Annotated in this window: 11 protein-coding genes; 7 read left to right on the top strand and 4 right to left on the bottom strand. The window is 62.6% G+C overall.

Annotation, left to right across the window (positions count from 1 at the left end; genetic code table 11):
* Positions 1 to 27: 27 nt before the first annotated feature.
* Complete coding sequence (locus tag GTP55_RS18435; protein ID WP_161046316.1) at positions 28 to 1068, top strand: bifunctional UDP-4-keto-pentose/UDP-xylose synthase; 1041 nt, start codon at positions 28 to 30, stop codon at positions 1066 to 1068.
* Positions 1069 to 1121: 53 nt separating this feature from the next.
* On the opposite strand, the gene GTP55_RS18440 is transcribed toward GTP55_RS18435, so the two are convergent.
* On the bottom strand, positions 1122 to 1694 hold the full coding sequence (locus GTP55_RS18440) for an FxDxF family PEP-CTERM protein (RefSeq protein ID WP_161046317.1): 573 nt from the start codon (positions 1692 to 1694) through the stop codon (positions 1122 to 1124).
* A gap of 287 nt (positions 1695 to 1981) precedes the next feature.
* On the opposite strand from GTP55_RS18440, the gene GTP55_RS18445 reads away from it, so the two are divergent.
* The 3 genes from GTP55_RS18445 to GTP55_RS18455 all read left to right on the top strand — a co-directional run bounded on the left by GTP55_RS18445 (position 1982) and on the right by GTP55_RS18455 (position 7667).
* Positions 1982 to 4573 carry a bifunctional aconitate hydratase 2/2-methylisocitrate dehydratase gene (locus tag GTP55_RS18445; RefSeq protein ID WP_161046318.1) on the top strand — a complete coding sequence of 864 codons (2592 nt, stop codon included), beginning with the start codon at positions 1982 to 1984 and terminating at the stop codon, positions 4571 to 4573.
* A gap of 121 nt (positions 4574 to 4694) precedes the next feature.
* Complete coding sequence (locus GTP55_RS18450; protein ID WP_229258033.1) at positions 4695 to 6764, top strand: LamG-like jellyroll fold domain-containing protein; 2070 nt, start codon at positions 4695 to 4697, stop codon at positions 6762 to 6764.
* Positions 6765 to 6830: 66 nt separating this feature from the next.
* Positions 6831 to 7667: a MipA/OmpV family protein gene (locus GTP55_RS18455; protein WP_229258034.1), complete on the top strand. Its 837-nt coding sequence runs from the start codon at positions 6831 to 6833 to the stop codon at positions 7665 to 7667.
* A gap of 3 nt (positions 7668 to 7670) precedes the next feature.
* Here the strand turns inward: GTP55_RS18455 and GTP55_RS18460 are convergent, their stop codons facing one another.
* The gene (locus tag GTP55_RS18460; RefSeq protein ID WP_161046319.1) at positions 7671 to 9635 is read right to left on the bottom strand and encodes a porin family protein; all 1965 of its coding nucleotides are present in this window, start codon (positions 9633 to 9635) and stop codon (positions 7671 to 7673) included.
* Between the two features lie 115 nt (positions 9636 to 9750).
* Here GTP55_RS18460 and GTP55_RS18465 point away from each other — a divergent pair, with 115 nt between their 5' ends.
* The gene (locus tag GTP55_RS18465; RefSeq protein ID WP_229258035.1) at positions 9751 to 10203 is read left to right on the top strand and encodes a GNAT family N-acetyltransferase; all 453 of its coding nucleotides are present in this window, start codon (positions 9751 to 9753) and stop codon (positions 10201 to 10203) included.
* A 35-nt stretch (positions 10204 to 10238) separates the two neighbouring features.
* On the opposite strand, the gene GTP55_RS18470 is transcribed toward GTP55_RS18465, so the two are convergent.
* Together GTP55_RS18470 and GTP55_RS18475 are read right to left on the bottom strand one after the other, a co-directional pair.
* Positions 10239 to 10643, bottom strand: a complete 405-nt coding sequence (locus GTP55_RS18470) for a DUF4431 domain-containing protein (RefSeq protein ID WP_161046320.1) — start codon at positions 10641 to 10643, stop codon at positions 10239 to 10241.
* A gap of 62 nt (positions 10644 to 10705) precedes the next feature.
* Positions 10706 to 11971, bottom strand: coding sequence for an AraC family transcriptional regulator (locus tag GTP55_RS18475; protein ID WP_308494741.1), 1266 nt, complete (start codon positions 11969 to 11971; stop codon positions 10706 to 10708).
* Here GTP55_RS18475 and GTP55_RS18480 point away from each other — a divergent pair.
* Both GTP55_RS18480 and GTP55_RS18485 read left to right on the top strand, forming a co-directional pair.
* Positions 11859 to 13268 (top strand): amidase, encoded by a 1410-nt coding sequence (locus GTP55_RS18480; RefSeq protein ID WP_161046322.1) that lies wholly within the window; start codon positions 11859 to 11861, stop codon positions 13266 to 13268. The genes GTP55_RS18475 and GTP55_RS18480 overlap by 113 nt on opposite strands.
* Positions 13269 to 13347: 79 nt before the next feature.
* A complete protein-coding gene (locus GTP55_RS18485; RefSeq protein ID WP_161046323.1) occupies positions 13348 to 13977 on the top strand; it encodes a M17 family peptidase N-terminal domain-containing protein in 630 nt (209 codons plus the stop codon).
* Positions 13978 to 13982: the final 5 nt, after the last annotated feature.

A 13982-nucleotide genomic window follows, 5' to 3' on the forward strand; every position in this document is an offset into this window, starting at 1 on the left:
TCTCAAGAACTAATAGATGGTGCTGCTGTGAAAAAAATACTGATCCTGGGCGTGAATGGTTTTATCGGCCATCACCTGTCGAAGCGCATTCTGGAAACCACCGACTGGCACGTGTACGGCATGGACATGAATACCGATCGTATCAGCGATCTGCTGTCGCATGAGCGCATGCACTTCTTCGAAGGCGACATCACCATCAACAAGGAATGGGTCGAGTACCACGTCAAGAAATGCGACGTGATCCTGCCGCTGGTGGCGATCGCCACGCCGTCGACCTACGTGAAAGCGCCGCTGCGCGTGTTCGAGCTGGACTTTGAAGCCAACCTGCCGATCGTGCGTTCCGCCTCCAAGTATGGCAAGCACCTGGTGTTCCCGTCGACCTCGGAAGTGTATGGCATGTGCCACGACGACGAGTTCGACCCTGAGAACTCGGAACTGATCTGCGGCCCGATCAACAAGCCGCGCTGGATCTATTCCAACGCCAAGCAGCTGATGGACCGCGTGATCTGGGGCTACGGCATTGAAGGCCTGAACTTCACGCTGTTCCGTCCATTCAACTGGATCGGCGCCGGCCTCGATTCGATCCACACGCCGAAAGAAGGCTCGTCGCGCGTGGTGACCCAGTTCTTCGGCCACATCGTGCGCGGCGAGAACATCTCGCTGGTCGACGGCGGCGCGCAGAAACGCGCCTTCACCGACATCGACGACGGCATCGACGCGCTGATGAAAATCATCGAGAACAAAGACGGCGCCGCCACCGGCAAGATCTACAACATCGGCAACCCGGTCAACAATTTCTCGATCCGCGAACTGGCCAACATGATGCTGGAACTGGCGCCGCAATACCCTGAGTACGCCGAAGGCGCGGCCAAGGTCAAGATCGTCGAAACCACCTCGGGCGCCTACTACGGCGCCGGCTACCAGGACGTGCAGAACCGGGTGCCGAAAATCACCAACACCTGCGAAGAACTGAACTGGAAACCGGCCACCACCATGGCCGACGCGCTGAAGAAAATCTTCGACGCCTACCGGGGGCAGGTGGCTGCCGCCCAAGCCTTGATGGAGTAACGAAAAAAACGCCGTGGGGCGTAGCCACGGCGTTTTTCAGGGAGTGCTCAGACTCAGGCGGCTTTGGCTTTCTTACGGCGCGCCACCAAGCCCATCAGACCCAGACCCAGGCCCATCATGGCGTAGGTTTCTGGTTCTGGTACGGGCGCCAGCGAGATGGTCAGGTCGGAGCCATAGGAGCCGCCGCCGTTGCCCATGACTTTGCCACCTACCTCGACATAGTAGCTACCAGCGCTCAGGCCGCTGGCGCTCAGTTCCCAGTTGTCGGTGATGCCGTTGGTGATGTTGGTGCCGGCGTAGGTGTGCAGGATCGACGTGGTCAGCGGGTCATACTGGACGATGTTGAAGCTGGTGATCAGCAGATCCTTGATGGTGCCGGATTTCAGGAAGCTCGACGTCACCGAGGCCGCCGAATCATAGGCGCCGGTCAGCGTGAACATGTATTTATCGGTGAACACGCTATTGAAGTCGGCGCTGTTGAAGTTATTACCGAAGTGGGCGTTGTAGCCGCCTTCCATGTCAGACACCAACGGCACGTTGACGGTTTTTTGCGCGGCGAAGGCCGACGAAGTCATCAGGGTTGCACCCGCAATCATCGAAGCGATCAGCACATTTTTGATTTTCATTTTTAAGTTCCGTAGAGAGGTTAATGATGTGGTATCAATTATTTCCGGACGACCTGATCCGGTGACAACCAGCATAAATTGATGACCATCCGTCAACTGTGAGGTACCTAACGCAACTCGAAATATAGGAACAAATACAACAAAAATTGCACGATACCAGAAGAGTTGCTTCAAAACATCAGGTGTCTCATGTTATATGTCTTATATAAGACTTGTTGGTGTACAATAGCAGCCGGAACGGGCCATAAATCACTGCCCGCCCTGCAATCAACCTGACGAGAACTCTTATGCTAGCTGCCTACCGCCAGCACGTTGCCGAACGTGCCTCCCTTGGTATTCCTCCGCTGCCGCTGTCGGCAGCCCAGACCAGCGACCTGGTCGAACTGCTGATCGCGCCGCCTGCCGGCGAAGAAGCGTTCCTGGTCGACCTGATCACCAACCGCGTGCCGGCTGGCGTAGATGATGCCGCCAAGGTCAAGTCGGCCTTCCTGACCGCCGTTGCCAAAGGCACGGAAAGCTCGCCGCTGATTTCGCGCGAACTGGCGACCAAACTGCTGGGCACCATGCTGGGCGGTTTCAACATCAAGCCGATGATCGACCTGCTGGGCGACGATGTGGTCGGCGACGTGGCCGCCGAAGGCCTGAAGAAAACCCTGTTGATGTTCGACTACTTCCACGACGTCAAGGAACTGGCCGACCAGGGCAACGCCCGCGCCAAGGGCGTGTTGCAGTCGTGGGCCGACGCCGAGTGGTTCACCTCGCGTCCGGAAGTACCGCAAAGCCTGACCCTGACCGTGTTCAAGGTCACCGGCGAAACCAATACCGACGATCTGTCGCCGGCGCCGGACGCCACCACCCGTCCGGACATCCCGATGCACGCACTGGCGATGCTGAAGAACCCGCGTCCGGGCATCAATCCGGAAGAGCCAGGTAAGATCGGCCCGCTGAAACAGCTGGAAGCCCTGAAAGCCAAGGGGCACCTGGTGGCCTACGTCGGCGACGTGGTCGGCACCGGTTCCTCGCGTAAATCCGCCACCAACTCGGTGCTGTGGTTCACCGGCGAAGACATCCCATTCATCCCGAACAAGCGTTTCGGCGGTGTGTGCCTGGGCACCAAGATCGCCCCGATCTTCTACAACACCATGGAAGACGCCGGCGCGCTGCCAATCGAGCTGGACGTCACGCAAATGGAAATGGGCGACGTCATCGAGCTGCGTCCATACGACGGCAAGGCACTGAAAAACGGCGAAGTCATCGCCGAGTTCAAGGTCAAGTCGGACGTGCTGTTTGACGAAGTGCGCGCCGGGGGCCGCATTCCGCTGATCATCGGCCGTGGCCTGACCACCAAAGCCCGCGAATCGCTGGGCCTGCCTGCGTCGACGCTGTTCCGCCTGCCGCAAAACCCGGTCGATACCGGCAAGGGTTACTCGCTGGCGCAGAAAATGGTCGGCCGCGCGTGCGGTCTGCCAGAAGGCACCGGCATCCGCCCAGGTACCTACTGCGAACCGAAGATGACCACCGTGGGCTCGCAAGACACCACCGGCCCGATGACCCGCGACGAGCTGAAAGACCTGGCCTGCCTGGGCTTCTCGGCCGACCTGGTGATGCAGTCGTTCTGCCACACCGCTGCGTATCCAAAAGTGGTGGACGTGAAGATGCACCGCGAACTGCCAACCTTCATCGAAAACCGTGGCGGCGTGGCGCTGCGTCCGGGCGATGGCGTGATCCACTCGTGGCTGAACCGCCTGCTGATGCCGGACACCGTCGGCACCGGCGGCGACTCGCACACCCGTTTCCCGATCGGCATTTCGTTCCCGGCCGGCTCCGGTCTGGTGGCGTTTGCCGCCGCCACCGGCGTGATGCCGCTGGACATGCCGGAATCGGTGCTGGTGCGCTTCAAAGGCAAGATGCAGCCAGGCGTGACCCTGCGTGACCTGGTCAACGCGATTCCGCTGTACGCGATCCGCGCCGGCCTGCTGACCGTCGACAAGAAGGGCAAGAAGAACATCTTCTCCGGCCGCATCCTGGAAATCGAAGGCTTGCCGGACCTGAAGGTAGAGCAAGCGTTCGAACTGTCCGACGCTTCGGCCGAGCGCTCCGCCGCCGGTTGCACCGTGCATCTGGACAAAGCCCCGATCATCGAATACATGACCTCGAACATCACGCTGATGAAGTGGATGATCGCCAACGGTTACCTGGACAAGCGCACGCTGGAGCGCCGCATCAAGGCCATGGAAGCCTGGCTGGCCGACCCGCAGCTGCTGGCGCCGGATGCGGATGCAGAATACGCCGCCGTCATCGAAATCGACCTGGCCGACATCCACGAGCCGATCGTGGCCTGCCCGAACGATCCGGACGATGTGAAAACCCTGGCCGAAGTGGCCGGCGCCAAGATCGACGACGTGTTCGTGGGTTCGTGCATGACCAACATCGGTCACTTCCGCGCCGCGTCGAAAGTCCTGGAAGGCAAAACGGATATTCCGGTGCGGCTGTGGATTGCGCCGCCGACCAAGATGGACGCGCAACAGCTGACCGCCGAAGGCCACTACGGTACGCTGGGCCGCACCGGCGCGCGCATGGAAATGCCGGGCTGCTCGCTGTGCATGGGTAACCAGGCGCAGATCCGCAAGGGCGCCACCGTGATGTCGACCTCGACCCGTAACTTCCCGAATCGCCTGGGTATCGAAACCAATGTGTATCTGGGTTCGGCTGAACTGGCGGCGGTGTGCTCGGCCCTCGGCCGCATCCCGACCAAGGAAGAGTACATGGCGCAGATCGGTGTGATCGACCAGAACGCCGACGACATCTACCGCTACATGAACTTCGACAAGATCGAAGAGTTCCGCAGCGTGGCAGACGCCGTGCAAGTGCCAGCGTAAGACTGATACGCTCGATAAAACCCCAGCAAGCCTTCGCCGGCTTGCTGGGTTTTTTTTACTTGTCACATGCAAGTCATGTTGGATCAATACCATATGCGCACCCACTTCACCGGATGCGCATATGAAAAACAAGCACATGGACGCGGCGCAGGACGCCCAACGCCGATCGTTATTGAAACTGGGCCTGGCTTCAGGCCTTTCTGTCGGCGGTCTGCTGAGCGGATGCGGCGGCGATAGCGCCGGCGCCGCCGGCAACAGCGCCGTCACGCCGCCGCCGAACACGCAGATCTCCAGCTTCGCGCTGGCGGTGCTGCCGGACACGCAGTTCTATTCGCGCTACGCCACCTCGTCGGAAAGCAACCAGTACGAGCGCCACTACGGCAACGAGCCGTACGCGGCGCAGACCACTTGGGTGGCACGCAATGCGCAGGCGCTCAACATCCCATTCCTGATCCACCTCGGCGATGTGGTCGACCAGGTCGGCAAGCCGGAGCAATGGAAAGTGGCCGACAGCGCCATGCAGGTGCTGGAGGCGGCCAAGGTGCCATACTCCATCCTGGCCGGCAACCATGATGTGCTCAACGACATCGACTACGACAGCGATCCGACCAAGGGCACCGACACCCAGCGCGTGCTGGCCAACGAGCCATACCTGCAATGGTTCAGCGCCCGCCGCGCGCAGCGCCAGGCCACTTTCGGCGCGCGCGACGACACCGGTTTCCACGAGTACCACATTTTCAAGGCGCAGGATCAGCAGTTCCTGGTGCTGTCGCTGTCGTGGCGCATCTCCGACGCCGGCATTGCCTGGGCGCGCAAGGTGCTGGCCGATCATCCGACGCTGCCGGCCATCCTGGTCAACCACCAGTTGCTGAATATCGCGCCGGACGCCGTCAGCCCGCTGGAGACCGGCTACGGCAAAATGCTGTGGGAAAAGCTGATCCGCGATAACGACCAGATCTTCATGACCCTCAACGGTCACCACCATGGCGGCGCGCGCCTGACCAAGACCAACAACTTCGGCAACGCGGTCGAGGAAATGGTGGTCGACTACCAGATGGCCTACCAGGGCGGCAACGGCCTGATGCGGCTGTACGAGTTCGACCTGACCAACAAGCAGATCAAGGTGCTGTCGTTCTCGCCATGGGTGCCGATGAAGCCGGCCGACACGCTGAACGCCTTCGACCGCGCGGTGCTCACCGAGAGCAACCACAGCTTTACGATCAGCATGGACTTTGCCAAACGGTTTGCCCGCTTTAATCCGACTTTTGGTGTCGGCAAGGCGACGGTGGCATCGTCGCTGATCGACCAGGCCAAGGCGCTAGTGTTGAAGGGCTATACCGAGCCGGCAGTGGCGGAACCGGTGCTGCCCAAGGACACCGACGATTATCCGAAAGTGGCGTCGACCGTGGCGCACTGGCGGTTCTACGGCGGCAGCGACGGCGCGGCGGTGCCGCCCGGCACGCGCATCAATGACGTCACCGGCGCCAATCCGCTGGTGCGCGACCAGCTCAACCAGGGCGGCATCGTCGGCGCCGCTGCCGGCGATGTTGTCTGGAGCAACGACCACCACCGCCTGTCTTCGGCGCCGGGATCGGTCGGCTTCCTGAATACCGACAAGAATGCACCGCGCCTCAGCTACTTCCTGACCGACGCCAGCGCCGCCATCAACGCCCAGACCTTCGCCACCACCGGCTACACGATCGAAGCGTTCATCAAGATCAACCCGGCGTGGGACAAGGCCAAGCATGCGTGGATGAACATCATGACGCGCGATGGCAAGCGCGGCAACCTGGCCGGCTTCGACGGTGGCGACCCGGAATCGCCGCCGCTGCTGTTCGCCATATCGAGCCTGCGCGAAGTGCAATGGGAAGTGGTGCCGGCGGTCAGCGGCCAGCGCGACGCCATGGCCAGCTGGTCCGGCGAGATCATCGCCGGCAACTGGGTGCACATCGCCATCGTCAACGACCCGGTCACGCACGACACCATCATGTACGTGGAAGGTGCGCCGGTACTGCGCAACAGCAGCAACGTGGTTGGTCTGGCGAGCTTGTCGGCATCGTCGCCATGGGTGGTGGGCGGCGGCTCGTGGGATGGCGCGCGCGCCGACGGCTTCTTCGGCAATATCGGCGAAGTGCGCGTGGCGGCAGCCGCGTTGCCGGCAACCCAGTGGCTGACGGCGCGCCGCAGCTGAGCGAAGCGGCGTTGTCCACGTCTCTGCGGTAGTATTGGCAATTCGATACTTTGCGGGGGCGGGGCCATGGCGCGATGCGCGGGATGGGCGGTGGCAATGCTGGTGACGGCCGGAGCGGCGACGGCGCAGCAGGCGGCAGTGCCGGCGCCGGACTTGCCGTTGTGGGAGGCCGGCGTGTTCGGCGGCGCGGCATCGACCCCGGCCTACCCCGGAGCGGAGGATCGGTCCACGCGGGCGCTGGTGCTGCCGTTGCTGATCTATCGCGGCAAGGTGCTGCGCGCCGACCGCTCCGGCATCAGCGCGCGGCTGGTTAATACGGAGCGGGTCGAGTTCGACCTGGGATTTGCGCTATCGCTGCCGGCGCGGTCCGACGACGTGGCGGCCCGCGCCGGCATGCCGGACCTGAGGTCGCTGCTGGAATTCGGTCCGCGCATCAAAGTCTTGCTGGCGGAGCCGACCGCGCACAGCCGCTTGCGGCTGGAAGTGCCGCTGCGCGCGCCTGTCGAGCTGGGCAACGGCTTTCATCGCCAGGGGCTGGTGCTGGAGCCGCGCCTGGTATTGGAAACGGGCGGCGAGGGTGGTAAGTGGCAAGCCGACGCCAATCTCGGCGCGGTCGTCGGCAATGCCCGTCTGAACCAGTATTTTTATGAAGTGGCGCCGCAATACGCCTCCGCCACGCGGCCCGCCTATCACGCTGGCGGCGGACTGATGATGACACGGCTGGGTGTCAGCCTGTCCCGCCGGCTGTCGCCCGACTGGCGCGTGTTCGGCCTTGCCCGCTACGACAATTACACGCATGCCGCCAACCGCGAGAGTCCCTTGTTCCGCCGTAACAGCGGCATGTCGTTCGGCATTGGCTTTACGTGGACCGGCTACCGTTCGCAGGCGCGCGCCTGGGAGTAAGCGCTACCAGTCGCGCCGCACGCGCAGCATGGCGAACGGCTGGGTACGGGTGATGTTGTGCTCGACGAAATCGACGCCGCCGGCCAGGCGGTCGGCGGCGTAATGCATGCGGTCGTAGGTAATGGTGCGGCCGGCCAGATTGTTCAGCTCCAGGGTCACCATCAGATTGGGCAGCGGCTTGTAATTGACGAAGGCCCGTGCCCAGCCCGAGCCGCTGCTGGTGTCGCGCTCGGCTACTTGCCAACTGTCGTTGCTCCAGCCGTTGTCGACCGAAATGCCCCAGTTGGTGCGCTGCTGCGGCAAGTCCTGCGAGAATTCGACGCGCCACGACAGCGGTGTTTCGCCCGATAGCCGCCGCGTCGCCAGCGTGACTGGATCGGTGATCGAGGATGAACGCCAGGTGGTCGACAGCTTGAGCAGTCCTTGCGGCAGGGCCAGGTTATCGGTCGGCAGGTTCAACAGGCCGGTGACGCTGTCGGCGCTGGCGTCGCCGATATTGCCGGCCACGTCGTAAGTGTTGGTCACCGTGCGCACCGGCATGCGGTCGACCGCGTCGCTGATATGCGATTGCGTGTAGCTCAGCATGGCGGTGCCGCGCTCCCAGAACTTGTACTCGATCGCGCCTTCGCACAACCAGGTTTTGGCCGGCGCCAGATCGGGATAGTCGTCGCGAATGGCTTTGTTGGCGGGGTCGAAGTAGGCCGCCGCATCGCCAAAGTTCAGCTGGTTGACTTCGCGCTCCACGCGCAGCCGCAGTTGCAGCGACGGCAGCGGCGATAACGACAAGCGCAGGCGCGGCTTGGGATAGACGTGGGCCTTGGCCTCTGGCTGGTCGGCGCCTACGGTCAGGCTGGAATGCGCCACCTTCAGGCCGGCTTCGGCGCTGAGCGAGCTGTCGACCTGCCAGGCCGACGACAACTGGCCCTCGATGCGCGATTCCTGCACCCAGGCATTGGCTTGGTAGCTGGCGCTGGTTTCGTTGGTGTTGACCGCGCGCTCCAGGCCGCCCCGGACCACGACGCCGTCCGCCGGCTGCCAGCTTACCTGGCCGCCCAGCACTTGCTCGGTGGCCGAGGTGTTGGTGTAAGCGCGCGAGGTGTCGCTGCCGGTGATGGTGGCCGACTCGGCGCTGGTTTCCGAGCTGCGGTACAGCGCCTTCAGGTCGATGCTGGCGCCGTGGGCCAGGTCGCGGCTATACGTCAAACCCTGTTCGCGCGTGTGGCCGGCGTTGTCGTTGCTGGTCAGCGAGTGGCTGGCGGCGTCGAAGCTGGCTTGCGACTGGTAGGTCCATGGCAGCAGCGCGCCGTTCCACGTCAGCTGGCCGTCCAGCAGATCTTGCCCATAACCGAGCTTGACGGCCGTATTCTCGGCCACGCCGGCGCCCGCTACCCGCACCTGTGCGGCCGGTGTCGGGCCGGTGAAGACGGTGGTGCGGGTGCCAAGCCCTTGTGCCATATCCGGCGAGCGGCTGCGGGACAGCAGGGCGGTGATGTTCTGGTCGCCGCGTTTCAGGCTGTAGTTGCCTTCGAGCGAAGGCGTCAGGCTGCCATCCGGCAGTATCGAGGTGGAGGCGGTAGTGCTCATGGAGACCAGGTCCATCTGCTTGAGCAGCAGATTGGCCACGGTCGGATAACCGAGCATGTCGATGCCATTGGCGCCGCCGTTGATGACCTCGATGCGTTCCACCGCTGCGGTCGGGATGCGGCCCAGCACGTCGCCCAGCGCATCGTTCTTGGCGGCGGGGCGCTTGCCGTTGATCAGCACGTTGCCGGCGACACCGCGCCCGGCGTTGCCGCCATCGAAGGTAAAGCCCGGCAGACGGTTCACCATATCCATCGCGGTCGAAGCCTGGAACTGCCTGAAATAGTCCGGCGCATAGGACTGCGCGGCCACCTCGGCGGTGAGCGCACAGGCGAGCAGAACTGCGTGGCGGAGGAAGGTCGGCGGCGTCATCCAAACATTGTGCAATGAACACCATCCAAGCGCAAGATACTTCAGTCCGCTAGAAGCAGAACGTACGCCTATAAAATTTGCTACATATCATTTCAATGTGATAAATTGATATCTTTTATTGGCAATCTCGATGCGTTCATCGCCCATTTTTCGTCTAGCGCATGCCCGCGACATCCCGGCGATGTCAAAAATCCGCTTGGCCGTCACTGAGAATGCGTTGCGTGATCCGAGTCGCATCACCCAAAAAATGTATGAGGACTATCTGGAATTGCTCGGGCGCGGCTGGGTCTCTGAGGTTGACGGCGAAATTACAGGATTCTGCTACGCCGACAAATTCCAGTCCTCGATTTGGGCACTCTTCATGTCGCCAGAATTTGAGGGCCGAGGGCATGCAAAGCAATTATTGAAACTTGCCACTGAATGGCTTTTTGAGCAGGGTCATCAAGAGGTGCGACTCAGCACTGGAACGGGCACACGTGCCGAGCGGTTCTATGCCGCCCAAGGCTGGAAACAAGAACGGATTGAAGGCAACGACGCCTTTTATTTGTTAGCGGCGTCTCGAATTACCCCCCAAGCTGCCTAACAATGACGCGAGTGGATGCAATCCGGTGACGGGAACTACTGCGTTACACGAAGCAGTACGTCTGTGTGGTGATGCCCGGTAAAACTTGAGAACAACTGTCCTCGCAACGCGACCTGCTTGCCAATCTGTGGCCGGAGCGAGTCATATTGGTCTGGCGTGAGGACAAGCTGAACTTCGTTCACCGAGTCATGCCCCTGCCGATCAGGGCCACTATCTTGCTGGGTACATATACGCTGCTTGAGTGTTAAGTAAAAACCCGTCTCAGGCTCGTCGCCGTTGGCGACACTTTCAAAGTTGGGTTTGCCAGGGAAAGTAGCGCGGTGGAGCAATCCGGTCAGTGCCACGACATCCGGCTCATATTTCAGGCAATTCGTCGCGTTGGCTGACAGGTAGAACAGGCTGGCCAACGACATGCTCAGAACCTTGATGCGGATATCCATGGTCGCGCTCCTATCGTGTATAGCGCCAATCATATCCGGGTTTTGATCTCGCCCCACTAACCTTACACATCTGTAAGGAGGTGGCCTCGGGCACTAAGCGTGCAGGGGGCGGCTCTGCTCAGCAAGTCATCGTGCACCGCGCGGCTCTCAAGCGTCATCCTGCGCCAGGCGCCGGGGGTTATGCCGGCCCAGTTTTTAAAGGCGGTCTGGAACGGGCTTTGCTCCGAGTAGCCCAGCAGGAACGCCACTTCGCTGACGCGGATCGCGGGATCGGCCAGGTAATCCTTGGCGCGCTGGAATAGCGCTTCGTGCAGCAGCTTGCGAAAGCTGCTGCCTTGGTTGGTCAGCAACTGCTGTAGCTTGCGCGGCGACATCTGCAATTCGTCCGCCACCGTCTCAACGCTGAGTTTGCCACTGGCCAGGCTGGCCGCGATGCGCTGCCGCACGCTACAGACGATGTCGCTTTCTTCGGCGCGCCGCAGTTGTTCTTCCGCTTTTTGCAGCAGGATCTGATTGGTGGCCGCATCGCCGAACAGCACCGCTTGCTCCAGGAATGCGCGTTCGAAGACCAGCTTGGTCATGGGTTGCGAAAACCTGGCCGGCTGGCCGAAGATTTCTCGATAGACCTCGGCGTTGACCGGGCGTGGAAAAGTGAAATGCGCTTCAAAGGTTTGTTGCGGCCGGCCGGTCAACTGGCGCGCCACGGCCGCCCACGAGGCCAGCGCCAGCTGCATGAAGATCGGCGAGACGGGGCCGAGGTACGGCAGCCACTGCACTTCGGCGCATTCTTCCGTCACCGACAGTCCGGTGGCGTTGACTTCCTGTATCAGGCGCTCGTAGCGCTGCATCACGGCGATGGCCTGCTCGATGTTGATGCAACTCATCGCCGCAAAGCCGAGCACGCTGTAGTCGCTGGGCTGGATGGCGGCGCCCACGCGTAGCGGCAGGGCGGCGTCGCCGGTGAGCTCGATGGCGTCCTCATACAGCGCAAGCCAGGCTTGCGCAGACATGGTTTGCGCCGGATCGGGCATCGCCTGTGCGTGGCCGTGGCGGCGTAAATAATTCAGTAACGGCAGTACGATCGCTACCTTGACTTGCCCCATGCTCTCACTGGCTCCGGATGTGCGCGAATTCTCAATTTTGGGAGGGATTCCCTCAAGACTGTCGGTGCCTTGCCTACGCATAATAGCTTGGGTCCACAAAATTAAGAAGTCCATGCACAACTTTAAGCGTAACCTGCTGGAGCCGGATGCGGTCAGCCTGTTGGCTGATCTGCGGCGCGGCGTGTTGACGTCGGTCCAGCTGGTGGAAGCGCATCTGGCGCGCATCGAGCGCACGCAGCCGCAAATGAACGGCGCCACGCAGCTTTTCCGCGATGCCGCGCTGGCCCAAGCGCAGCAGCTGGATCGTGGCGGCGATAAATCGCTACCGTTGTTCGGCTTGCCGTGCAGCGTCAAGGAGACGTTCGGATTGGCCGGTGAACAGGTGACAGCTGGTTCGCTGCGCATGCAACCGGAAGTACATCGGCAGGACGCCGACATCGTCCAACGGTTGAAGGCAGCCGGCGCCATCGTCATTGCGCGCAGCAATGTGCCGGAGTTTGCGATGACGGCCGAATCCGCCAATTTGCGTTACGGCCGCACCAGTAATCCTTTGGATCTGGCACGGGCGGCCGGCGGTTCCAGCGGCGGCGAGGGCGCGCTGGTCGGCGCGGGCGGCTCGGTGTTTGGCGTCGGCTCCGATATTCTTGGCTCGATCCGCATTCCAGCGGCGTTTTGCGGCGTGGTCGGTTTCAAGCCGCATTCGACGGCGGTCAGTCAGCGCGGCACCTGGCCTAGCGTCACCGGCAACACCAGCAGCTGGTTGGCGCTGGGGCCGCTGACACGCAGCGTGCGCGATGCCGAGCTGGTGTACAACGTGATCGCCGACCAGCCGGCGCCGCCGGGACGCGACGCAGGCGGACGTCTGATCGTGCCACGCAACTTCCCGCTGACGATGCGCGCGCCCTGCATCGCCCAGGCGCTGGAAGCCGCCACGAGTGCGGTGCTGCGGCAGGGCTATCAGAAGGATGCTCAGGACTTTGCCGAAACGCGCCAGCTCTACCTGAACATTCCCAAACTCATCCTCGATGATTTTTACGACGACTGGATACGGCTGCTGTCCACACCGGAATACGGCCGCTTTTCCCCATTCAAGGAATTACTTGCGCAACTGGTCGGCAAGCCGACCGTCGATTCCGGCCTGCTGCGCTGGACGCTGATCGCGCCGTTGCTCAGGCCGCGCAGCCCCGGCAAGGTTGCGGAAATCGCCGCCCGGTTCGCCGCTGCGCGCACGCGCTTCCATGCCATGCTGGGCGCCGATGGCGTCCTGGTACTGCCGACGCTTGGCCTGCTGGCGCCCAAGCACGGCGAAATGAACCGGCTATCGCTGAAGCCCGGCGTCAACGGGCTGTTCACCGCCCACACGCTGGGCAATTATCTGGACCTGCCCGCTATTGCGATCCCTGCCTGGAAGTTCCGCGACCGGCTGACCGGCCTGCCGCCGAGCATTTCGGTAATGTGCGCGCCGGGTGCGGAAGCGCGTCTGTTCGCGGCCGCCAAGCGGATCGAAGCGGCACTCAGCTAGCACCATGCCTTTTGGCAGGGCCGTCGCCGCGCGCGCAGGCGGTAAGATCGCAGCTTCAATCATTCCCGAGGACGCGATCATGACCGAGACCCAATCCACACCAGCACGTCTGCCGATCGGTTCCGCCGACGGCGTGGCATTCGATGTCGTCGCCTGGGGCCCGGCCCACGCCGATGTGGACTTCAGCGTGGCCTGCATGTTTGAGCACGAAGTGGCTGGCGCCGCCATCGCCGGCGGCTTGCTGGAACTGGACGAGGCGCTGGGCAAGCAACTGACGCGCCTGCGCACCGACGGCTTTTTCGGCGGGCAGCCGATGGAAACCTTGCTGATCACGCGGCCGCCGGCCGGCGTGACGGCGCGCGCGGTGCTGGTCATCGGCCTCGGCGAGCCGGCCACGCTGGACGGCGAACGGCTGCGCCAGGCCGCCCGCGTCGCCATGCGCGAAGCGATCCGCTACGGCGCGCGCAGCATGGCCTTCGCGCCGAGCGTGCTCGACGCCGGCCACACCAACAATGCGGGATTGAACATGCAGGAAGTGATGCTGGATGGGATGCTCAGCGCCTTGCGCACCGAGCTGGCGCTGGCGGCGGCCGGCCTGACGGCGCGGCCGGCGCTGCAGCAATGCACGTTCGACGTCGGCGCGCCGCGCCTGGCTGGCGCGGCGGAGTCCTTCGCAGCTGCCTTTGAAGGACTGTTCGAGGCCGACTAACGCTT

This window comes from Duganella margarita (assembly GCF_009857535.1).
Lineage (GTDB): Bacteria > Pseudomonadota > Gammaproteobacteria > Burkholderiales > Burkholderiaceae_D > Rugamonas > Rugamonas margarita.